Annotated in this window: 14 protein-coding genes; 3 read left to right on the top strand and 11 right to left on the bottom strand. The window is 71.1% G+C overall.

The features are described 5' to 3' along the window. Positions 1-11: 11 nt before the first annotated feature. Positions 12-1,055: a hypothetical protein gene (locus tag ACWCXB_RS00505; RefSeq protein ID WP_450718174.1), complete on the bottom strand. Its 1,044-nt coding sequence runs from the start codon at positions 1,053-1,055 to the stop codon at positions 12-14. Between the two features lie 306 nt (positions 1,056-1,361). Between ACWCXB_RS00505 and ACWCXB_RS00500 the strand changes: the two genes are divergently transcribed. Further along, positions 1,362-3,446: a TPM domain-containing protein gene (locus ACWCXB_RS00500; RefSeq protein WP_450717424.1), complete on the top strand. Its 2,085-nt coding sequence runs from the start codon at positions 1,362-1,364 to the stop codon at positions 3,444-3,446. 384 nt (positions 3,447-3,830) lie between these two features. On the opposite strand, the gene ACWCXB_RS00495 is transcribed toward ACWCXB_RS00500, so the two are convergent. The 7 genes from ACWCXB_RS00495 to ACWCXB_RS00465 form a co-directional block, all read right to left on the bottom strand. Continuing rightward, positions 3,831-6,449: a SpoIIE family protein phosphatase gene (locus tag ACWCXB_RS00495; RefSeq protein ID WP_450717422.1), complete on the bottom strand. Its 2,619-nt coding sequence runs from the start codon at positions 6,447-6,449 to the stop codon at positions 3,831-3,833. 144 nt (positions 6,450-6,593) lie between these two features. Continuing rightward, positions 6,594-7,022, bottom strand: coding sequence for an ATP-binding protein (locus tag ACWCXB_RS00490; protein ID WP_450717420.1), 429 nt, complete (start codon positions 7,020-7,022; stop codon positions 6,594-6,596). A gap of 123 nt (positions 7,023-7,145) precedes the next feature. Further along, a complete protein-coding gene (locus tag ACWCXB_RS00485; RefSeq protein ID WP_450717418.1) occupies positions 7,146-7,613 on the bottom strand; it encodes a (deoxy)nucleoside triphosphate pyrophosphohydrolase in 468 nt (155 codons plus the stop codon). 101 nt (positions 7,614-7,714) lie between these two features. Next, a complete protein-coding gene (locus tag ACWCXB_RS00480) occupies positions 7,715-7,894 on the bottom strand; it encodes an SPOR domain-containing protein (RefSeq protein WP_385418169.1) in 180 nt (59 codons plus the stop codon). 208 nt (positions 7,895-8,102) lie between these two features. Beyond that, positions 8,103-9,797, bottom strand: a complete 1,695-nt coding sequence (locus ACWCXB_RS00475; RefSeq protein WP_450717416.1) for a purine-cytosine permease family protein — start codon at positions 9,795-9,797, stop codon at positions 8,103-8,105. A gap of 262 nt (positions 9,798-10,059) precedes the next feature. Then, the gene (locus ACWCXB_RS00470; RefSeq protein ID WP_450717414.1) at positions 10,060-10,812 is read right to left on the bottom strand and encodes a GntR family transcriptional regulator; all 753 of its coding nucleotides are present in this window, start codon (positions 10,810-10,812) and stop codon (positions 10,060-10,062) included. Between the two features lie 385 nt (positions 10,813-11,197). Beyond that, positions 11,198-12,301 carry a DUF4190 domain-containing protein gene (locus tag ACWCXB_RS00465; RefSeq protein WP_450717412.1) on the bottom strand — a complete coding sequence of 368 codons (1,104 nt, stop codon included), beginning with the start codon at positions 12,299-12,301 and terminating at the stop codon, positions 11,198-11,200. Positions 12,302-12,511: 210 nt separating this feature from the next. Between ACWCXB_RS00465 and ACWCXB_RS00460 the strand changes: the two genes are divergently transcribed. After that, positions 12,512-13,684, top strand: a complete 1,173-nt coding sequence (locus ACWCXB_RS00460) for a proteinase inhibitor I4 serpin (protein ID WP_450717410.1) — start codon at positions 12,512-12,514, stop codon at positions 13,682-13,684. An 87-nt stretch (positions 13,685-13,771) separates the two neighbouring features. On the opposite strand, the gene ACWCXB_RS00455 is transcribed toward ACWCXB_RS00460, so the two are convergent. Continuing rightward, positions 13,772-15,346 carry a S8 family peptidase gene (locus tag ACWCXB_RS00455; protein WP_450717408.1) on the bottom strand — a complete coding sequence of 525 codons (1,575 nt, stop codon included), beginning with the start codon at positions 15,344-15,346 and terminating at the stop codon, positions 13,772-13,774. A 203-nt stretch (positions 15,347-15,549) separates the two neighbouring features. On the opposite strand from ACWCXB_RS00455, the gene ACWCXB_RS00450 reads away from it, so the two are divergent. Continuing rightward, complete coding sequence (locus tag ACWCXB_RS00450; protein WP_450717406.1) at positions 15,550-16,659, top strand: pyridoxal-phosphate dependent enzyme; 1,110 nt, start codon at positions 15,550-15,552, stop codon at positions 16,657-16,659. Between the two features lie 69 nt (positions 16,660-16,728). Here the strand turns inward: ACWCXB_RS00450 and ACWCXB_RS00445 are convergent, their stop codons facing one another. Together ACWCXB_RS00445 and ACWCXB_RS00440 are read right to left on the bottom strand one after the other, a co-directional pair. Then, entirely contained in the window at positions 16,729-17,973 is a 1,245-nt protein-coding gene (locus ACWCXB_RS00445) for a sialidase family protein (protein ID WP_450717404.1), read from the bottom strand. A 391-nt stretch (positions 17,974-18,364) separates the two neighbouring features. Beyond that, positions 18,365-22,126: a S8 family peptidase gene (locus ACWCXB_RS00440; RefSeq protein ID WP_450717402.1), complete on the bottom strand. Its 3,762-nt coding sequence runs from the start codon at positions 22,124-22,126 to the stop codon at positions 18,365-18,367. Positions 22,127-22,264 lie beyond the last annotated feature (138 nt).

Raw genomic sequence — 22,264 nt, 5'->3', positions numbered from 1 at the left:
GCGGCGCCCGATCAGGTCCAACCGTCCCGATAGGCCTCCCAGTCCTCCTCCTCTGCGGCGAAGTCCACGTACAGCGCCACCCCGAACCGCTCCCGGTCGCGGTCCGTGCGCCCGAGGCCGAGGCGGGTACCGCGGACCGCGGCCTCGACCGTCTCCGCGTTCTCCCAGTGACCGAGGTCGCCCTCGGTGAAGAACGGCAGCCCCATCAGCAAGTCGGTGTCCCGCGGAGTCACTTCGAGGGCGAGCGCCGTCTGCTGGGCGACGTAACCGCCGTAGAGGCCCTCCAGCGGCATCCAGGTGTCGTACGACATGACGGCTATCTGGTCGACCCGGCGGGCCACCTCGCCGAAGAACTCCTGCGACCACCACTTGGGGCGGCCCGTGACCGCGCCCAGGACCGCGTGCGCAGCCGGCAGGGGATCCATCTGGTGCGCGGCTACGGAGAGCGGTACCTTGCGCGCGCGGGTCAACTCCCGCAGCTCGTCGAGCAGGCTCAGATAGTGGCCGTCGCCGGAGTGCAGCGGCTCCAGGTCGAAGTGCACCCCGTCGAAGCCCGCGTCCAGGATCTGGAGCGTGGAGCGCACGACCGCGTCCCGTGTGGCTTCGTCGGGCAGCCGCAGCCCGTGCGCCGACTCGGTGGCCAGCCTGTCGCCGAGCCATGCCTGCACCCGCACGCCGGGGATCCTCCGGTGCACCCCGTCGATCAGCCACCGCGCGCGCGGATACCGGGCCGTGGGCAGCGTCCCGTCGTGCTCCAGCGGCCCCGCGTGCACATACAGGTCCCGTATCCCCGTGCCGCGGATCCGCGCGGCGAAGGCATCGAGGTCGGTGTCCTTCTTACGGCCGTCCACCCAGGCGTGGCCCAGCCAGATGGCGTCCTTGCCGCGTGTCCTCGTGCCCTCCTCGTACTCCCCCGCGTAGTTCACGCGCAGGGCCGCGGCGGCGGTCAGGGCGGGGACGACCAGCAGCAGGGCCAGTGCGAGGGCGATGCGCGCAGGCCATCTCAGCCGGGGCCTCCCCAGCCACGCGCGAGCGCGGCGCAGGGCCTGGCGCACGATGTGGTGCGCCTGGTGGTGCGGTCGTACGTTCACGGATCCCCCCGTCAGCAGTGCCGTATGGTCTCCCACCGTAGACGCCACCACTGACAGTGACGGTTACAGTCCGTGCACAATGGCGATCATGCGCCCTGCACGGACGGCGATCACGCCCCGAACGCGAGGCCTCGGCACGGGCCGGCCGGTCCAGGTACCAGGCGGCGAAGCCCCGGCCTTTCGACTCGATCGGGCGGGCCCGCGATTTCCGGGTCGCCACGGAGGTCCGCCCGGTCGCGCGGAACAAGGGGCAGACATAACCTCCCAAACGTGACACGAACAGCCACCCGGGTCCTGCTCGCCGTGTTGGTGGCGGCGTGGTGGCTCATCGTGCCCGTCGCTCAGAGCGCTCGTGCCGAGGATCCGGTGCAGCTGTCCCGCGAGGGCCGGATCACCGACCGCGTCGACGTGCTCGGCGACCGGGAGGGCCAGGTGGAGGAGGCCCTCGACCGCCTCTACGACGACCGGCGCATCCAGCCCTTCGTCGTGTATGTGCATGATTTCTCGGGCCGCTCGGCGCAGGGGTGGGCCGACGGGACCGCCACGAAGAACGGGCTCGGCCGGAGCGACGTACTGCTCGCCGTCGCCACGCACGACCGGCAGTACACGTACTCCGCCGATCCGGACTCCCGCATCACACAGGCACAGTTCGACGATGTCGCGCAGAGCGCCATCGAGCCGCCGCTCCGGCAGGACGACTGGGCCGGGGCCGCGATCGGGGCCGCCAACGGCTACGACGCGGTGCTCGCGGGCCGGCCCGTGCCCACGCCGGCGATCACGCCGGGGAAGGCCGATCCGGTCGACGGGGACAGCACCTCCGCCTCCGATCTGATCCTGCCGGTGGCCGTGCTGGTCGGTGCGGGCGCCGCCGCCGCGTACGCCTACAGCAGGCGCAGGCGCCGGGCAGCGGACCGCACCACCCCGCGGGGTGGGCAGGGGTGGGGACGGTCGCAGGAGCCGACGGCGGCGCACCCGTCGACGCCCGCGCTGACGCCGCTGGCCGAGCTGGACGCACAGGCCGAGCAGACCTTGGTGGACACCGATGATGCGCTCCGTACGAGCCAGGAGGAACTCGGCTTCGCCACGGCGCAGTTCGGCGAGGAGGCCGCGAAGCCCTTCACCGAAGCAGTGGCGTACGCCCACAGCGAGCTGACCGCGGCGTTCCGGTTGCGGCAGGCGCTCGACGACGCCTATCCGGAGGACGACGCCACCCGGCGGCAGATGCTGGACGAGATCATCTCCCGGTGCGCGGAGGCCGATCGGCGGCTGGACGCGGAGTCGGAGGACTTCGACCGGCTGCGCGCCCTCGAGGAGAACGCCCCCCAGGCACTGGCCACGGCCGAGTCCGCGTACCGGGAGCTGAGCGGAAGGGTCGGTACGGCCGAGGCGACCCTCACCGTCATGCGCCGGCGGTACGCCGAGTCGGCCGCCGCGCCCGTCGCGGGCGACGTCGAGCAGGCGAAGGACCGGCTGCTGTTCGCTTCGACGACGCTCGGTCAGGCCCGGCAGTCCGCCGACGGGGGTGACAACGCTACGGCCGCCGTCCACGTCCGAGCCGCCGAAGGCGCGGTCCACCAGGCCGAGCGGCTCATCGACGCCGTCGACCGGCGCGCCCAGGAACTGGCGGAAGCGGCCGGAAAGCTTCCGGGCGCGCTAGGTGAGACGGAAGCGGACCTGGCCGATGCCCGCGGGCTGCTGAAAGGCACGGCGGCAGGGCTGTCCACGGCCGATCTCCAGGGCCGGATCGCCCGGGCGGAGACCGTGGTCGCCGAGGTGCGGCGGGAAACCGACGCGGGACCGTACGACCCGATCGACGCGCTGCGCCGGGTGGAGGAGGCGGACGCCGTGCTGGAGGAGGCCCTGGCGGGCGCCCGGGAGCGCGAGGAGGGTGCGCGGCGGGCCCGCGCGCTGCTGGACCAGGCGACGCTCACGGCGCGATCGACGATCGGGGCGGCCGAGGACTTCATCACGACGCACCGCGGGGCGGTCGGGGCTCCGGCCCGCACCCGGCTCGCGGAGGCCCAGCGGCGGCTGGAGCGGTCGCAGGAGCTCGCGGGGGTGGGCGAGGAACCGGCCGCGCTGGTCGAGGCACAGCAGGCGGACTCCCTCGCCCGGCAGGCCCAGAGCCTCGCCGAGCAGGACGTCCGCTCGTACGGGAACCCGTTCGGGTCGGGCGGTGCACAAGGAGGTGGAGGCGGGCTCGGTGGTGCCGTGCTCGGCGGAATCATCCTCGGTGGCGTGTTCGGCGGCGGGGGCTTCGGCGGTGGTCCGGGGGGCGGCGGCTTCGGCGGCGGTCCGGGCAGTTTCGGCGGCGGCGGCACACGCGGCCGGCTGGGCGGCGGCGGCCGTTCCTGACGCGGTTCTGTTCCTCCTTCTACTCCGACTCCGGCTCCGGCCGACTCGTATTCCGCACAAGGAGAGGTGCCATGACCAAGCAGACCATGGCGGCCCTCAAGGCCGCGAGGCGACGGCCCGAGACGGAGGGTCGCGGGTCGCGGTCGCTCCGGACGGGTCCACGGGCGCGGCGGCCCAGGACGGCCGGTAGCGGGGCGCGGTGCCCCAAGGTGGCGGGGCGCCGGACGCGGTCCCTCCTGACGATGGGTCAATGGGCGCGGCGGCCCGGGACGGCGGGTCACGCCAGGCGCCTCGCGGCGCGGGCCGGAGCAACTGGCGCGCGTCGGCAGTCCCGGCTCGCGCCCCGAGTTCCGACCTGGGCCCTGGTCCTGGTCGCGGCCCGGGTCAGAACATGCTGAGCAGCTGCTCCACGCTCGGCTCGGACGTAGAGTCCCCGTCCGGCAGGGCGAGTTCGAACCACACGGTCTTGCCGCGCGGGGTTCGGCGCGAGCCCCAGGCCGCGCTGAGCAGCCCGACGAGCTGCAGTCCGCGGCCGCCCTCGTCCGTGTCTCGTGCGCGCCGCCGCCGCGGCTGTACGAGACCGGCGTCCCACACCTCGCAGACGAGGGTGCGGTCGCGCAGCAGCCGCAGGCGGATCTCGCCCTCGCCGTAGCGCAGCGCGTTGGTGACGAGTTCGCTGACGAGCAACTCCACCGTGTCCACGAGCGGTTCGAGCTCCCAGGCGACCAGCTGGGCCCGGGCGAGCTCCCGGGCGCGGCCCACCGAGCGGGGTTCGCGGGGCAGCCGCCAGTCGCCCACGGACTCGGTCGGCATTCCCTGGATCCGGGCCATCAACAGGGCGATGTCGTCCTCGCCGTGCCGGGTGTCGAGGGTGCCGAGGACGTGGTCGCAGACGTCCTCGAGGGGGAGGTCCGGTTCGGTGAGCGCCCGGCGGAAGGCGCTGAGCCCCTCGTCGAGGGGATGGTCCCGGGATTCGACGAGTCCATCCGTGTAGAGCGCCAGCAGCGCGCCCTCCGGGAGTTCGACCTGGACCTCCTCGAAGGGCTCGCCCCCGACGCCGAGCGGCATCCCGGGCGGCACGTCGAGCAGCAGCGCCTCCTCGCCGGGTTCGACGAGGACGGGCGGCAGATGGCCGGCGTTGGCGAAGGTGCAGCGTCTTGTCACCGGGTCGTAGACGGCGTAGACGCAGGTCGCCAGATAGACCTCGGCGAGCTCGGGGCCACGGGATTTGTGGGCGACACGGGACGCCTGCTGGGCGCCGCTGGGGCTGCCGAGTCCGCGGGCGATCTCGTCGAGCGCGGAGAGCACTTCGGCGGGCTCCAGATCGAGCAGCGCCAAGGTTCTTACGGCGGTGCGCAGTTCGCCCATGGCGACCGCGGCGCGCAACCCGCGGCCCATGACGTCGCCGACGACGAGCGCGGTGCGGTGGCCGGGGAGTTCGATGACGTCGAACCAGTCGCCGCCGACCTCGGTCGCCGTGTTGCCCGGGAGATAGCGGCAGGCGATGTCGAGGCCGGCGGCTTCGGGGTCGCCGGGGGGCAGGAGGCTGCGCTGGAGGATCAGGGCCCGCTCGTGCTCGCGGCGGTAGAGGCGGGCGTTGTCGATACAGACCGCGGCGCGGGCGGCCAGCTCGATGGCGAGGGCCCGGTCCCGTTCCCCGAAGGGCTCGCTGCCCTTCGCCCGGGAGAACTGGACGAGCCCGACGACCGCGTCGTGGGCGACCATCGGCACGGCGAGGGTGGACTGGACGAGGCTGCCTTCCTCGCCCGGGATGGTCTGTACGCGGGCGGTGCGGAGGGCCACGGCGTAGGCCGAGTTGAACGAGTAGCGGTGGACGGCTCCGACCCGGGGCGAGGCCGGCGATCCCGCACCGGAGCCACCGGAGTCGTGGGCCCCGCCGGACTCGTGGGACCTGCCTGTCCCGCCGGACCCGCCGGAGCCGTCGGCGAGGACGGCGTCGGACACGGCACTGGCGTAGGCGACCCGGCGCAGCTCGGCGCTGCCGCCGCCGAAGCCCTCGTGGTGGGCGGAGCCCCAGTGCCCGGGCGGGGCTTCGTCTCCGGTGAGGAGCCCTTGGTAGAGGTCGACGGAGGCGAGGTCGCAGAAGCCGGGGACGGCGACGTCGAGGAGTTCGCGAGCGGTGGTCTCCAGATCGAGGGAGTTGCCGATCCTGGCGCTGGCCTCGTTGAGGATGGCCAGGTTGCGGCGGGCGCTGGCGGCCTCACGGGCGGCGATCTGGCGACGGGTCACGTCGGTGCCGAGTCCTGCGACGCCGATGGGGCGGCCCGTACCGCTGTGCACGCGGTAGAGGTTGATGGACCAGTGGCGGCGGTCGGTGCTGCCGGGGGCGGTGCCGACGATCTGCAGATCGGTCACGGACTCACCGGTCTCCAGCACCCGCCGGAGCGCCGCGGTCATCCGCTCGGCCTCGGGCCGGGAGAGGTAGTCGAAGACGGTGCGGCCGCGGTGGTCCGCCGCCGCACCGCCGAAGACGGTCGCGAAGCGCTGATTGGCGCGCACGACGGTGAGGTCGGGGCCGAACAGAAGGAAGCCAAAAGGAGATTGGCCGAAAATAGCCTGCGAAGAGGCAAGATCCGTCTCTATGCCGCGCAGGGCGCGGACGTCGACGACGATGCAGATCGCAGCCCGCTCGCCGCGCTCCGTCTCGCTCGGCATGACATAGACCTCGGCGAGCCCGTGCGCTCCGCCCTCACCGGGCATACGGAAGGGGACGAGACCCGTCCACTCCTTGCCGTCGAGTATGTCGGCAATCTTGCGGTGCCCCCGGGTGCGGAGTTCGGCGGGCATGAAGACCTCGACCGGATCCTTCCCCCTGACCTCGGCGGACTCGATACCGAACTGCTCGACGGCGCGCCGGCTCCACTGGTCGACGAGCCCGTCGGGCCCGATCGAGAAAGACGCGACTTTGATGTAGTCGTATATCGAGCCGGGCGGACTGCTCTGCCACACCACGCCGCTCGCCGTCTCAGGTATCTCGCTCACGCGACCGTCCCCTCCAGCTCACCGCACCGGACCGGCCATGCCCGCAGTATTCAGCACTACGGCCCCTGGCGACACGGCGTTCACGATCACAGAGCGGTCTCGTTCATTTTGAGCCGAGACAGTGATCGTTGTCCCTTCACACTTCTAACCCGGGAGGGGCAGCTCGAACCACACCGTCTTACCTGTTCTGCCACGCCGCGTGCCCCACCGCCTGGCCGTGCAGGCCACGAGCTGGAGCCCGCGTCCGCCCTCGTCATCGGGCCCGGCGGGGCGCTCCAGGGGCGGATCCGGAAGCGGATCGGAGACTTCCACAAGCAGCGCGGAGGGGAGTGGCGGCGTCGCGCCGTCGGGAGTCGGCCGGACGAGACGGACACCGATGGGGCCGGAGGTGTAGCGAAGAGAATTGGTCACGAGCTCACTGACCAGGAGCACGGTCACATCGCCGATCACCGCGTCCAGATCCCAGGCGCGCAGGGCCTCGCGGACGGCGTGACGTGCGGCGCGTACGACATCGGGCTCGGCAGGGAAGGTCCACTCGGCGACATCGCCTTCGGTGTCGATCACGCCGACCACTTCCCAAGATCAGCCGCAGTCGCTGACCCACGTCCGGTTTCGGAGGGTTAATCAGCACATACCCGATATTCGGGGCGGGCTATCTCCGAGTGAGGCGCGCGGTGGCACGAACGGCGTACGACGTCAGTCGCGCGCGCTGCCTGCGGAGTCCGACGTGCCCGCGGAGCCCGAGGACCGGGACGACGGACCCGAGGGCAGCCGGCGTACCGCCGCCACGACCGCGGGGCGGTCCTGGGGCAGCCAGTCCACGGCGTCGAGCTCGTCGGGGGCCAGCCAGCGCAGCTCGTCGTGGTCCTCCAGCGGGTGCGGCTCGCCCGAGAGCAGCCGGGCCGTCCAGACCTGGAGCACATAGCCGGGCCCCAGCGGCCACTCGCCGGGCACCCGCTCGACCGGCTCCGCCTCCACGCCCAGCTCTTCGCGCAGCTCGCGCACGAGCGCCTGCTCAGGGGTCTCACCGGGCTCCAGCTTGCCGCCGGGCAGCTCCCAGCGGCCGGCCAGTGCGGGCGGGGCGCTCCGGCGCGCGGCGAGCAGGCGTCCCTCGTCGTACAGGGCTCCGGCCACCACGACCCGGGCGGTCACGCGATCTGTCATGGGCCGGAGCGTAACCCGCATCGCAAGGACCGTGCCGCAGGGTCCTGGTGGGCGACCCTTCGGCGCCCTCTCGCACGGCGCTGCGGCGCTGCGGCGCGGCGCTAGGGGGTGGTCTGCCCGATGCGCTCGACCCAGTAGAGCTGCTTGTGGCCGCGGGCGTCGAGGCGGTCGGCGATCTTCTGCGCCTCGTCCTCCGTGGCGTACCGGCCGACGCGATAGCGGTTGCCGTTGTCGTCCTGACGTATGACCAGCCAGGGAAGCACTGCGCCGCTGTCGTTCATCGCACCCCTTCCGCCGCCGGCCTGCATAACTCCCACCGTCTCCAGGAAACCGCACTACGCATATGCCTGAGCTTACGCCTGACCTTTACTCAGCGGATACGTGTTTTCACAAAGAGAGACGGATCCGGCCAACGACGAGGACGCGAAGGGGGCGCACGCGACGCGTGCGCCCCCCAGAGCAACGGACGGGTGCTGTCGGCGTCTTGCGTCAGTCCGTACGCACCGTCGGCAACGGCATCAGCACCGGGCCCGAGGCCGCGGGCTTCTTGCGGCAGACGTCCCCGCACTCGGAATCCAGCGAGCAGCACAGCGAGCAGATCGGGCCCGACCGGACAGGGCAGTCGGCGATGTCGGGCAGCTCGTACGCCGTCTCACAGACCGCGCAGGTGTGGGTGGCGGTGACGTCCTCGACGACGACATCGGGCCCGTTCACCGGGTTCGGGCGGGCGAGGTAGTACTTGCCCTTCGTCGCCCAGGCGATCAAGGGGCAGAGGACCAGCGCGAGTCCGGCGGCGATGAAGGTGGAGAAGGCCTCGGCGTACTGCCCGAAGACCCCGAAGAAGGCCAGGATGGAGACCGTCGAGGCGATGGCCATCGCGCCGAAGCCGGCCGGGTTGACGGCGTGGAGGTAGGCGCGCTTGAACTCGATGTACGGCGGGCTGAGCCCGATCCGCTTGTTGATGACGAGGTCGGCGGCCACGGCGGCGATCCAGGCGATGCCGACGTTCGAGTAGAAGCCCAGCAGCTTGCCGAGCGCCGCGAACATGTTCATCTCCATCAGCGTCAGCGCGATGGCGAGGTTCAGGAAGATGTACCAGACGCGGCCGGGATGCCTGTGGGTGATGCGGGAGAAGAAGTTGGACCAGGAGAGCGAGCCGCTGTAGGCGTTGGTCACATTGATCTTGATCTGGGAGACGATCACGAAGAGTGCGGCCGCGGGCAGGGCCACCGAACCGAGCCAGGGCTTGAGCGCCTCAACCTGAGGGGCGATGGGCTCCAGGGCATGAGTCTTGCCCACCGCCTCCAGCGCGACGAAGGCGAGGAAGGCGCCGCCGAGTTGCTTGGCCGCGCCGATGACGACCCAGCCGGGCCCGGCGGCGAGCACCGCGAGGTTCCAACGGCGCTTGTTCTGCTCGGTCCTGGCCGGCATGAAGCGGAGATAGTCGGCCTGTTCACCGATCTGGGCGATCAGCGAGAGAGCGACGCCCGTGCCTAGCCCGAAGCCGATCCACGAGAACCCGGAGCCGGCACCCTCCGTACCGCCGAAGGACGCGAACGCGCCCCATGTGTCCGGCGCTTCGAAGGCGAGCACGACGAACGGCAGCACCATCCCGACGATCCAGATCGGCTGGGTCCACGCCTGGACCTTCGCCAGCGCGCCCATCCCCTTGAAGACGATCGGGATGACGATGAGCGTCGTGACCAGATAGCCGATCTCGACGGGCAGCCCGACGGCCTGGTGCATGGCCTGCGCCATGATCGAGCCTTCGAGCGCGAAGAAGATGAAGGTGAAGGACGCGTAGATGAGGGACGTCAGCGTGGAGCCGAAGTAGCCGAAGCCGGCGCCGCGCGTGACGAGATCCATGTCCAGGCCGTACGTGGCGCAGGCGCGCGCGATCGGAATGCCCGTCAGAAAGATGATCACGGCGGCGGTGAGGATCGAGGCGAGACCACTCGTGAAGCCGTAGGTGAAGACGATCGACGCACCGATCGCGAAGTCGGCGAGATAGGCGATCCCGCCGAGCGCCGTGCCCGCGACCATCGAGGGCGACCAACGCCGGAAGGAGTGCGGGGCATAGCGGAGCGAGTAGTCCTCGCGGCTCTCGTCGGCGGCGAGTTTCGCGTAGCTGCGCTTGGGCGGCGGTGTCGCCGCCCCGGTGTCACGGGTGACCGTATCCGTCATGAGGGTTCCTGTCGTCCGGACCGGATTTCGAGTACGGACGAGCAAAGTAGGAGCCGGGCATGACAACTTGTCGCTGCAGGCAATGGCCCGTGCGTTACGGGACCGGCGTTCGCGTTAACTCGTGATCACACCCCGCGAACAGCGTGTTCGCCCAGCGGTCACCTCATCCGGGGCGCACCAGGAGCCCCGGCGGCCCCCGTGACCATGCCACTGTGGCCACGGCGCTCACGCCGGTGTGGTCACAGCGCTCACGCCGCCCCGGTCACCGCACCGGCAAGTGGTATGCGATCCGGTAGCGGTCGGCCGGGACGATGACATCGGCCGTCTCGACCGCCCGCCCCGACGCGTAGTACGTCCGCTGGATGACCATGACCACATGGCCCGGGACACCGCCGAGCGTCAGGAGCTCCTCCGCCAGCCCCGGCCGCGCGCCGACCTCCTCCGCCACGTTGTCCACGACGATGTCGATCGCACCCATCCGCTCGACGACCCCGCAGCCGCCGAGCGGGCCCTCCTCGGGCAGCATCACGGGCGTGCGCCCCGTGATCGCCAGCGGCTCCCACGAGGTCGACAGCATCATCGCCTCGCCCGCGTCCCTGAAGACGTACCGCGTGCGCATCACGCGCTCGCCGGCCGAGATGTCCAGCCGCGCGGCGATCGCGGCGCTCGCCTCCACCTGCTCGCTGCTGGACTCCCACGTGCCCCGGGCGCTCTCCGCCGCCTGCTCCTGCCGGAAGGGGTTGGCGCCGGTCGCCGACAGGTACCCGGAGCGGGCGATCCGGCGGGGCACGGGCTGCTCGCGCACATACGTACCGGACCCGGAGCGGCCCTCGACCAGGCCCTCGGCCATCAGCACCTTGCGCGCCTCCAGCGCGACGGTGTCCGACACCCCGTACTCCTCGCGGATACGGGCCTGCGAGGGGAGGCGGGTGTGCGGCGGCAGTGAGCCGTTGACGATCTTCCGGCGGAGATCGCTCGCGACACGCAGATAGGCAGGCTGCTCACCGAATGTCACTGGCCACTCCCAACAGGTTGACAGACAGCAACAGCCTGGCAACCGTCGGTTGCCCTCCGCAAGCATGGGCCAAAGTTTCACCCGAAGTGATTACCGCTCTTTACCTGGGGGCTTACCGCAGGTATGGCGACCGCCTCGGGCGCATGTACGCCGAATTCCTGATCCCGCACCTCGAATCCTTGACCATCAATGGTCCAGACCAAAATCTTCAACGGCGTACATCCGTGACCGCGGGCTCGGCGGCGCGATGGTCTGGTCCCTGGACGGGGACACTCCCGACGGGGAGCTGATCACGGCGATCGACACGGGCCTGGCGCGCCGGCGAGGCGACACCGATCGACACGAGGGGGCGGGTTCCGGCCGGTGCCGACCGGGGACCCGTCCCTCACAGGTCCTCGCTTTCCTCCGATTCCGGGTCGTCTTCCTCCGATTCCGGGTCGTCGAGGTCCTCGTTCAGATAGGCCGGCGGCACCGTGGTGAGGCCGAGGGCGGAGCGGATGGCGATCTCGGTCGCCTGCTGGAGCGCATCCGAAGCCTCGTACCGGGTGCTGTAGAAGTCGCCCGGATGCTCTGCCTTGGAGGCACGCTCCCAGAGGTCGCTCGCCATGTCGTACTCCTTCGCACGGGCTTCGACGGCCGTACGGGCAGAGGGCGTCCAGGTGCCGCCGCGCAGCACAGCCGCCTGCGCGGCAAGCTCCTTCGACACCTGCCGGGCCCACGCCCGGTTGGGTGCCGGGCTGTCGTCGAATGTCTCTTCCGGCTCCTGGAACATCACCTCGTCGACGGCGGCCTCGGTCTTCAGATAGGCGAGCTGGCCGGGGTCCAGGGTGGTGCTGTCGCTGCGGACGGACGCCTCCAGCTTTCCTTCCGTGGCCGCGAACGTGCACGTGATGGTCCTGTCCCCGAACCGCCAACTGCGCTTGCTGGGCATGTGGTAGTACGTCTCTGCGTGCTCCGGGACGGCCCACCAGTCCAGCGTGTACGTGTTGTTGCGGTCCTCGCAGCCGGGGCCCGCCTGGCTCTGGATGGCCGTCTCGCCCGGCCAGCTGTCGAACCCATGGAGCGTGAAGGTGCCGGACACCTCGGCATCGTGCGGCCCCGTGCAGGGAACGACCTCGACGGACTCGGTCTCCTCCTCCAGGGTTGCCCCGGGGGTGTTGAAGCACTGCCCGGTCCGCAGGTCGAGCGTGGAGCGCGACCTCGCGCTCTCGTTCACGGCCTCCCGGAAGCCGTCCCAGGCGGCGCCGACCCCGCCGGTGGCAAAAGCAACGGTCATGAGCATCGTGCTGATGACCGAGAGCACCGTGCCCGCTGTCGCCAGGCCCCGCCCGTCCTGACCCTTCCTCTTGATCTGCGCGAGGGCGATCAGACCGAGTACGAGACCGAGGGGCGGCAGACAGCACACGATGCCGGCGACGAGGGAGCCGATCGCGAACCCGTTGGTGGAGGGCCGGGGAGGCACCCCGTACGGCGGGTACGGCAGGGGCATCTGCACGGGGTACGGCTGCGAAGGCGGTGCCGGTGCCGCTGCCGGTGATTGCAGGTGCGGTTGTGGTTGCGCCGGGCCGGACGCGTCCGGCGGCGTCCACCCCTGCGACGACTTTTCCACAGGTAGGGCGCTCCTCGTGAAGATCATGCGAACATGTGCGCGGATCATACGGGGGGTGCCATGCAACCAACAGCGAGTTCCGTCCGTGCGGTGAACCGGCTCACCACGCGGTGGGCGGCGACCGCCCGACCGGACCACGGCACGGTCTTCTCGGCCGCCGGCGTCTGGCCGCTGCTCGCCCTCCTCGCGGACGCCGCCGGCGGCCCGGCCCGCGGTGACCTGGAGGACGCCGTCGGGATGCGCGCCGAGGAAGCCGCGGCGGCCGCCAGGGAGTTGATGTCGGCACTCGCTGCCGTACGGGGCTCGGGAGCGGCCGTCGGGCTCTGGGCGAGACCGACACTGCCGCTTGTCGACAGCTGGGTGGCGGGGCTGCCCGCGGACACCCTGGGCGTGTTCAGCGGGGACGCGGAGGCCGACCGGAGGGCGCTGGATGCATGGGCTTCGGACCGTACGGACGGGCTGATCGATGCGATGCCCATCGACCTCGACGACAGCATCCTCTTGGTGCCGGCAGCCGCCCAGGCGCTGCGGCTCAAGTGGCTTCAGCCCTTCCGGGAAGCCGAGATGCTTCCCGGAACCGGTCCCTGGGCGGGGCGCTACCTGCTCGCGCTGCGGCGCAAGACCTCACTGCTCGACCGGATCGGCGTGGCGGAGACGACGGCCGGCCCATTGACCGTACTCAAGGTGCTCGGCGAAACGGGTGTGGACGTCCATCTGCTGCTGGGCGACCACGAAATGCCACCGGGTGACGTGCTCCAGGCCGGCCTCGGCGTCCTCGCGGGCACGTACCGGACCGTGCCCGGCGACCTCCTGCCGCTCGGCGAGCCCGGTCCGGGACTGGAGGTAAGGACGGTACGGACCCGGACACCGGAGCCGACTCTGTCCGTCCGCACCAGCCCTTTCCGGCTCACCGCGGACCACGATCTGCTCAAACAGCCCGCGGTCTTCGGGCTGTCGACGGCCATGGACGACCGGTACGGACACTTCCCCGGGATCAGCCCCAAGCCGCTGGCGATCCGCTCGGCCCGGCAGTCGGCGATGGCCGTGTTCGACGCGGAAGGATTCGAGGCGGCGTCCGCGACCACTCTGGGCGCGGTGGCAGGCGGAATGCCACCGCCACCGCGCTACCTGTCCAGGTGCATCTACGCCGAATTCGACCGCCCCTTCGGCTTCCTGACCGTCCACCGCACCTCGCGGCTGGTCCTGACTGCGGGCTGGGTCGCGGAGCCGGTGCCCGCCCCGGATCCGGATCTGGACGAGTGAAGAGGGGGCGGCCGCCTCGGCGACCGCCCCCGGGATTCAGCGCTCAGCGCTCGGAGCTCAGAGCTCAGAGCTCAGCACCAGCGCGCATCAGAACTGCAGCGCCCAGGAGTCGATCTTCCCGGTGTCGATGTCAGCGTTGTCGCTGACCCGCAGCTTCCACGTGCCGTTCGCGACCTCCGACGAGGCGTTGACGGTGTACGTGGTGTTGATGTTGTCCGCGCTGCCGCCGGTGCCGTAGCCCTTCAGCGTGTACGCGGTGCCGTCAGGGGCGATGAGCTGGACCTGGAGGTCACCGATGTAGGTGTGCACGATGTTGACCGGGACCTGGAGGGCGGACGGGGCGTTGCCCGCGACGCCGCTGACGGTGATGGGCGACTCCACGGTGGTGTGGTCGTTGATCGCGTAGTCCGTGGTGTTCTCGAACCTCGGACCGGGCGGGGGCGTCGTGCCGCCGCCGACGTACAGCAGCCGGTTCGGCGATCCGGTGCCGGGGTTGCCGACCACGTTCGGGGTCGCCGCGGTGGTCAGGGCGGAGGAGACCTGCGCCGGCGTGGCCGTGCGGTTGTTCGCGAGGTAGAGCGCGGCCGCGCCCGCGACGTGCGGGGTCGCCATCGACGTGCCGGAGATGGTGTTCGTGGCGCTGTCGCTCGTGTTCCAGGCCGAAGTGATCGAGGAGCCCGGCGCGAAGAGGTCCAGGACGCTGCCGTAGTTCGAGAAGCTGGAGCGGGCGTCGCTGCTCGTGGTCGAGCCGACGGTGATGGCCTCGGTGACACGGGCGGGCGAGGTGTTCGACGCGTTGGCGCCGTCGTTGCCGGCCGCGATGGCGTAGGTGACACCGGAGGCGATCGAATTGCGTACGGCGGTGTCGAGGGCGGAGTCGACGCCGCCGCCGAGGCTCATGTTGGCGACGGCCGGCTTGACGGCGTTCTGCGTCACCCAGTCGATGCCCGCGACGACCTGCGCGGTGGTGCCGGAGCCGGAGTTGTTGAGCACGCGGACGCCGACGACCCTGGCCTTCTTGGCGACGCCGTAGGAGTTTCCGGCGACGGTGGCGGCGACGTGCGTGCCGTGGCCGTTGCCGTCCTGCGCCGTGTTGTCGTTGTCGATGGCGTCGTAGCCGTACGAGGCCCGGCCACCGAAGTCGCTGTGGGTGATCCGCACACCGGTGTCGATGATGTACGCGGTGACGCCCTCACCCGCGGGGTCGGGGTAGGTGTAGCTCTGGTTCAGCGGGAGCGCCCGCTGGTCGATGCGGTCCAGGCCCCAGGACGGCGGGTTCGGCTGGGTGCCGGAGATCGTGAAGACACGGTTCTGCACGACGGACTCGACGGCCGGGTCCGCGGCGAACTTCTTGGCCTGCGCCTCGGAGAGCTCGACGGCGTAGCCGTTGAGGGCGGCGGTGTACGTCTTCTTGATCTTCGCTCCGTACTCCGCGGCGAGGGCCTTGCCCGCCTTGGAGCCGGCGTCGGCGGCCGACTCGTCGAGGGTGACGATGTAGCTGCCGGCGATGGCGCCGGGCGCGTCCTCGTTCTGGATGACGCCTACCGGGGCGGCCTCGGCCGCGGTGGCGGGAAGGGCGGACGCGGTACCGAGCGCGAGGGCGGCGACGGCTATCGCGCCTACGGCGGACAGTCTTCGTCGCGAATTACGCATCACGGACATGTGAGGGATCCTCCTCATTGGTGGTGCGCTGCTGTGGGGGTGATCGACAGGGGCATGACAATCCGCTTTCCCGGGGTGTCCGCCGGGATGTCCGCGAGGTTGCCGGCCGCTGCCGTCCGAAAGATTGACGGATCCATAGGAATCCCACAAGAGCTTTGAAGGCCGCGTAACACGTGTGCCACACAACTGCCATCCTGGATCACATGACGGAATACCTCTGTCCGATGTGTGACGTACGTTCCCCCGTCGAGCAGCTCACCTGGCACTGTCCGCAGTGCCAGGGCCCCTGGGATCTCGACTTCACCGCGTCCGCGGTGGCGCGCAACTCTCTTTCCGGCCGCGTCAATTCGCTCTGGCGATACGAGGAGGCCCTCCCGCTGCCCGCGTCGGACGCCCGCGCGGCGGTCTCACTCGGCGAGGGCCGCACCCCGCTCGTCCCGCTGACGGACACCGTCACTGCCAAGCTCGACTTCCTGATGCCGACCCTGTCGTTCAAGGACCGCGGCGCGGTGATGCTCGCCGAGCTGGCACGGCAGCTGAAGCCGCGGCGCGTGATCGCCGACAGCAGCGGAAACGCGGGCACGGCGCTCGCGGCGTACTGCGCCCGCGCCGGGCTGGACTGCACCGTATACGTGCCCGAGTCGACCTCCCCGAAGAAGGTGGAGCAGATCGGGGCGCACGGCGCCCACCTCGAGATCGTGCCGGGCGACCGCGAGGCCACGGCACGGGCGGCCCGCGCGGCAGCAGACGAGGACGGGGTCTTCTACGCCTCGCACGTCTTCAACCCGTACTTCCTGCACGGCACGAAGACGTACGTATACGAGATCTGGGAGGACCTCGGCGGCCGTCTGCCCGAGACGCTCGTCGTCCCCGTCGGCAACGGGACTCTGCTGCTCGGCGCCGCGCTCGCGATCGACGAACTGTACGGGCACGGGCTCATCGACGAGCGCCCGGCGCTGGTCGCGGTGCAGGCGGCCGCCGTCGCGCCCCTGGCCTTCGCCTTCCGGGCGGGCGCCGACGACGTACTGGCTCCGACGTTCCCGGCCACCACCCTCGCCGAAGGAATCGCCATCGCGCACCCGCCGCGCGCCCGGCAGATCCTCACCGCGGTCCGCGCCACCGGCGGCACCTTCCTGACGGTGACGGAGGACCAGATCCGCGCCGCGCAGCTCGATCTCGCCGGGCGGGGGCTCTACGTCGAGTCCACGGGGGTCGCGTGCTGGGCGGCGGTCGGGGCGCACGGGCTGGACGGCCGCAGCGCTGTGCTGCCGCTGTGCGGGGCGGGGCTCAAGTCGGGGGTGGCGACGGCCTGAGCCCGATGGTCGATGCGGCCAATGCCGCCGATGCGGCCGATGCGGCCGATGCGCTGACGCCGGCAGGCGCTACCCGCCGTTCGGTGACAGCTCCTTCAACGGGACACGGCGGAACACGATCGTCTCGTACGGCCCCTCGGCCCCGGTCTCGTACAAGATCCCCACTGTCTCGGCATCGGTCTGCACCAGATCCGAGTAAGCGGCCTTTCGCGACGACAGCGTCAACGCCTTGCGGAAGGAACGCCCCCCGTCCGCACTGCTCCACATCGCCATCGACACCCGAACGGTAGGCACCGAGGGCGCCGAGAACAACAGCAGTCCCCGCCGCCCGGCCAGCTGCAGCACGCTCCCCTGCACCACCGGCACGTCGCGCAGTGCGGGCTGCTGCTCATAGCCACGGTCCAACGTCCCGCCGCCATCGCTGGAGTACGTGTCCAGGCGGTTCCCCGTGCTCGTACCGTGCTGGTCCCGGGCGCTGAAGTACAGGCGCCCGTCCGGCAGTTGCGTCGCCGTCGACTCGTTCGCGTTGTTCACACCCTCGTACGCGTCCTCCACGAACCCGAGCCGCCAGGACCGGCCACCGTCATCGCTGTAGATGCCATGCGCCCCGTAGTACTTCGGCTCCTGCCCCGTGTCCGCAGACCCGGCAGGCGGCGCAGCCGAGTGATTGGCGGGAACCACCAGACGTCCCGCATGCTTGCCCCGCGTCAGGGCGACAGCGTGGCCCGGCGCCGTCGCGTACCAGCGCCAGTCGGGCTTCCTCACCGCCGAGGTGATCTCCTGCGGCGCGGAGAACGACCGCCCGTCGTCCCGGCTCCTCTGCACGAACACCCGACGGCTCTGCTCCTGCGTGACCTCACCGCGCAGAATCTGGGCCTCGGTGACCTCACCGCTGTTGTACGAGGTGACCAGCACGACATCTCCCGTACGCGGATCGACGACCGGCGCCGGATTGCCCCGGGTGTCGCCCTTTCCCGCAGCGACCACCTGCAAAGGGCCCCACGTGCAGCCGCCGTCGCGCGACCGCTTGAGAACGACATCGATGCTGCCGCTGTCCCCCGCACCACCGGCCCGCCCCTCGGCAAAGGCGAGCAAGGTCCCGGCTCGCGTCCGGACGACCGCGGGTATGCGGTAGGTGGCATAGCCGCCGGTACCCGAGGTGTACGGAACCGACGAGGCGCATCTCTGTTCCGGCTGTGCCACCGCTTCGCCGTTCTCGTCCGCCCCCGGCTGGATCACGACGACCAACGCGGCAACGGCAACGACGGCGCCACCAAGGAGGGACACCCGGCGGTTCAGAAGCGTACGACGCATGGCTTCCTCCTGCACACATCACCACACCGAAGACGGACGGAGGACGTCCTGCACGAACCTACCCCGCCTACGCCACGGGGCCGACCCCGACTTGGGTCTGCCAGGAGCGCAGGTCGGCCTCGCGGGTGGGGGCATCCAGGGCGTGGAGGGTGGCGTCCATGGCGGCGTAGGACGGGGCCGCGATCGCGGAGACCCGGTAGTAGCGGCGGCCTCCGGTTCGTCGAGGCCGGCGCGGCGCATGCAGCCGGGGATGTGCTCGACCACCTGGAACTCGTGGGGCCGCCGGGCCGTGCGGGGTCCGGCGGCCGATGCCCAGGCCGTGCTCACGGTCGTGGCCCCGCCGGGCGTCCCTTCCCTCACAAGCAGGACGCCCGGCGGGGGCAGTTCGAGGTCAGCGCACGTCGTAGGCGCGGACCACGGTCTGTCTGACGGAGTTGCCGCGCGCGTCCGTCAGCTCGGCCCTCAGCGTGACCTGCTTGCCGGAGGCGCCCGTGTGGTCCACGCTGGCGGTCCACGTGCCGTCGTGTTCAGCCAAGGCGGCCTCGGTCCAGGTCGTGCCGCCGTCGTACGAGTACGACAGCTTGGCGTCGGTCAGGGCGGCCGGGGTGTAGCCGGCGTGGCCGGTGGCGGAGAGGGTGATCTTCAGGCCGTCGGCCGCGGGGAGGGTCTTGAGGCCGTCCTCGGGGAGCCCGTAGCGGGGGAAGAGGATCGGGATGGCCTGTGAGTAGACGTTCTCGTCGAGTGCGGAACGGAACCGCCAGACGGTGTTGACGGTGGCGGACCGCTTCCAGACCTTGGCCGGGAACCCGATCTTCTCGGTGTTCTGCTCGAGTTCGTACGACGCTTCCCCGGCCGGGATCTCGAACACCCCGAACGGGTAGGAGCTCGACCCGATCTGCTCGCCGTTGCGACGCAGCTGCAGATTGCCGATGTCGCCGAACGACCCGGCCTCGGCGTGGTGGGTGCCGTCGCCCCACATCGCCGCGGCGAAGCCGATCAGGTTGCCCTGGCGCTCGGCGGTGAGGAGGGGCTTTCCGTCGGCGTCGTACGGAGCGACCGGGGCGATCACTCCGTCGTACCAGCTCTCCACGCGCTGTTCACCCGCCTGGTACACCCGCGACCGGTCGATCATGAACTCGCCCCAGGGGAAGCTGCTGGAGAGGGCGTGTCGCCAGGATGTGTCGCCGGGAGTGTAGAACTCGGTGCGGGTGCCGGGTACCGGGAGGGTGTCGAACGTGCTGACCCACGTCCCGATCGGCCGGGAGGCGCCGACGAAGTCGATGAAGTCGGTGGCGACGCCCATGGCGTGGTAGGTCGTCTCCGTGCGGCCGAGCCGTTCGTCGTCGACCTGGTACGTCATGTCCTCGTCGATCCCGCCGCCCCGGGGGAAGGCGAGGTTGTAGGCGTACGGCGCCTTCGCGTTGGCCTTCCAGCGGAGGGTGACCTCGCCGCCGGCCAGCCGGTCCAGCAGCGCGGTGGCCTCAGCGGACTCGACGGCGAGCACCGGCAGTTCACCGCCGATGCTGGTCAACGGCTGCCAGCGTCCGGGTGCGGAGTGGTACGCGACGACGGCCTTGGCGCCCGCGACCTTGGCGTTGCGGGCCTGCTGAAGGACGAAGGTCTGGTCGTCGGCGATACGGACCAGGGCGATCTTCCCCTGGACTCCGGCGGCCGCGAGCTCCCCCGGCGTGCCGGTCTTGGCGTCGACCAGTTGTGCCTCGCCCGTGCCGTCGAGGTTGACCGAACCGGTGGAGGCGGTGATCGGGTGAAGGGTCTCACCGCCGGCGACGGCGAGCTCGGAGATCAGCGGGGTGGCGGCGCGCCAGTAGCTGCCGAACTCGAAGTCGCCGTCGCTCGCAGCACCCTCGACGGAGGCGTAGTAGCCACGGAGCGTGCGCCCGCCCGTGAGGGTGCCGGCGTGCAGCCAGGCGTCGTCCCAGGAGCGGGCGAAGGCCAGGGTGCCGGAGCGCACTTCGGTGGGCCGTTCGGTGCTGATCCGCAGCCTGTGGGCGTCGCGGGCGTCCAGGACGACGGTGGTGTCCTCGTGCAGCTTCAGCTGCGGACGGCCCAGGTAGGTGAGGGAGTCGGCGAGCTTCGTGCCCTCACCCGCGTCGGGGGTGACGACGAAGCCGGACACGAGGTAGCTGCCGGGGCGCAGCCGGTACTCCTGGACCGTGGCGCCCTGGTTGAACCGGCGCTCGCCGGTGGAGGTGTCGGTGCTGAGGACGTCGAGCGAGGATGAGCCTGTGGCCGGCTTGCCGAGGCGGTCGACGAGCTCGACCCGCAGGGTGACGGTCTCGGGTTGGACGTACAGGGAGAACGGGGTGGAGACGCTGACGCCGTCGGCGGTGGCCAGCACCCGGCCGGTGATGTCGCCGTACTGGCCGGGCTCCAGGTGCGCGGCCGGGTCGAGAGCCAGCGGAACCTTGACGGTGGCTCCGGCCGGGACGGTGACACTGTCCTTGCCGAGCCTGGCGACCGGCGAGCGGACGTCCGTGCCGTCGTTGCCGGTGACGCGCTGGACGGCGAGGTCCAGCTCCACGGGCCGGTCGGTGGTGTTGGTGTAGGGGATCCCGACAGTGGTGCGGTCGCCGTTGTTCTGCGGCCAGTCGAAGGTGCCGCCCTGGACGGCCGGGGCGCCGAGGACCGTGGCGTCGATCGCCGCCTTGACGTCGAGGCGGCCGGCACCGGTCTCACGGACGTCGCCGGGTACGGAGGACTTCGCGGAGGAGACGAGCGCGGCCTTGATCTGCTGCGCGGTCCAGTCGGGGTGACGCTGCTTGACGACGGCGGCGGCGCCCGCGACGTGCGGGGTGGCCATGGACGTACCGGACATGGAGCGGTACGCGTACACCCCGCGCCCACCCGCGGCGGCGGCCGAGATGCCGACGCCGGGGGCGGCGATCTCGGGCTTGAGCGTGTGCGTGACACGGACCGGGCCGGGGCTGGAGAAGTACGCCGTGGAGTCGTCGCGGTCGACGGCGCCGACGGTGAGCACACTGGGGGCACAGCCCGGGGAGGAGACGCTGTTGAGCCTCCGGCCGGAGTTTCCGGCGGCGATGACGAACAACGTATCGCTGGACTGGGCGAGTTGTTCGGCGGCGGTGCTCATCGGGTCGGTGCAGTCGGTCGGGGCGGGGTTGCCGAGGCTCATGGAGACGACATCGGCCTTGTTGTCGACGGCCCACTGCATACCGGCGATGATCCACGAAGTGGCCCCGGAGCCCCAGTCGCTGAGGACCTTGCCGTTCAGCAGCTCGGTGCCCGGCGCGACGCCCTTCTTCTTTCCGCCGCTCGCCGCACCCGAGCCGCCCACCGTCGAGATGGTGTGGGTGCCGTGGCCCTGCCGGTCGTCGGTGGTGGAGGAGTCGGTGAAGTTCTTGGATGCGGCGATCCGGCCCTTCAGGTCGGGGTGTTCGGCGTCCGCGCCGGTGTCCAGAACCGCGACCCTGGTGCCCTTGCCGTCGTATCCGGCGGCCCAGGCGAGGTCGGCGCCGACCTGGGCGGTGGACCGTTCGAGGGTGGCCTCGACCTTGCGGTCCAGCCAGAGCTTCTTCAGGCCGGCGCCGGAGCGCGAGCGGCGGGAGGTGATGTCGGCCCAGAGGTCCGCGCCCCGCTTCTTGTCGGCCTTCAGTGCCACACCGCGGGCCGCCTTCAGCACCGGGCCGCGTGCGGCGCCGCGCGGGGTGGCGGGCACGGTGCGGGCGACGTCGACGGAGGAGTCGTAGACGGCGATCAGCGGGAGGGCGGCGGTGTGCGCGTCGTCGTATCCCTGCCGGATCAGGCCGGTGACGTTGAAGAGTTCCTCGTCGGCCTTGCCGGCGGCGAGCGCCGCGGCGGCGCCCTCGGGATAGACGTACAGGTCCTTGCCCGTCTGACGGGTCTCCAGCAGCGGCACGCTGCCGTCCTCGCGCGGCAGCGCGGTGGCCGCGCTGCGGCCGGAGCCGTCGGTGCTCACCAGCACCTTGTCGCCGGTGACCAAGGTGACCGTGACGGGCTTGCCCGCCTGCCGAGCGGCGGTCTCACTGCCGACGAGTGGTCTCGTGCCGGATGCGTCGTCCTGCGGCCGGGCGGCCACGGACGGTGCGAGCGCGGTGACGGCCAGGACGGCGGCGGTCGCCGCCCCCAGGGCCGTACGCGATATCGGGCGCATCGCTCTCCCTTGCTTGTCGGTGCTGCGGTGGCGACACCTTGGCAAAGGGGCGGGTGGCGCGGGAACGATGTGCCGAGGCGGGAATGCGCCATGAACGTTTCCCGCCACGGGTGCCGTGGAAGCATTGCCTCCGGGAGG

The organism is Streptomyces sp. NPDC001514 (assembly GCF_053597075.1).
Note: the sequence above shows the minus strand (reverse complement) of the source record. Positions and strands in the feature narration are given on the sequence as shown.

What these genes read in the sequence shown, in the direction of transcription:
- ACWCXB_RS00465 (WP_450717412.1), bottom strand. Translation starts at nt 12,301, where the DNA reads ATGCCCCTGCCGTACCCGCCGTACGGGGTGCCTCCCCGGCCCTCCACC.
- ACWCXB_RS00485 (WP_450717418.1), bottom strand. Translation starts at nt 7,613, where the DNA reads ATGACAGATCGCGTGACCGCCCGGGTCGTGGTGGCCGGAGCCCTGTAC.
- ACWCXB_RS00475 (WP_450717416.1), bottom strand. Translation starts at nt 9,797, where the DNA reads ATGACGGATACGGTCACCCGTGACACCGGGGCGGCGACACCGCCGCCC.
- ACWCXB_RS00445 (WP_450717404.1), bottom strand. Translation starts at nt 17,973, where the DNA reads ATGCGTCGTACGCTTCTGAACCGCCGGGTGTCCCTCCTTGGTGGCGCC.
- ACWCXB_RS00440 (WP_450717402.1), bottom strand. Translation starts at nt 22,126, where the DNA reads ATGCGCCCGATATCGCGTACGGCCCTGGGGGCGGCGACCGCCGCCGTC.
- ACWCXB_RS00455 (WP_450717408.1), bottom strand. Translation starts at nt 15,346, where the DNA reads ATGTCCGTGATGCGTAATTCGCGACGAAGACTGTCCGCCGTAGGCGCG.
- ACWCXB_RS00480 (WP_385418169.1), bottom strand. Translation starts at nt 7,894, where the DNA reads ATGAACGACAGCGGCGCAGTGCTTCCCTGGCTGGTCATACGTCAGGAC.
- ACWCXB_RS00450 (WP_450717406.1), top strand. Translation starts at nt 15,550, where the DNA reads ATGACGGAATACCTCTGTCCGATGTGTGACGTACGTTCCCCCGTCGAG.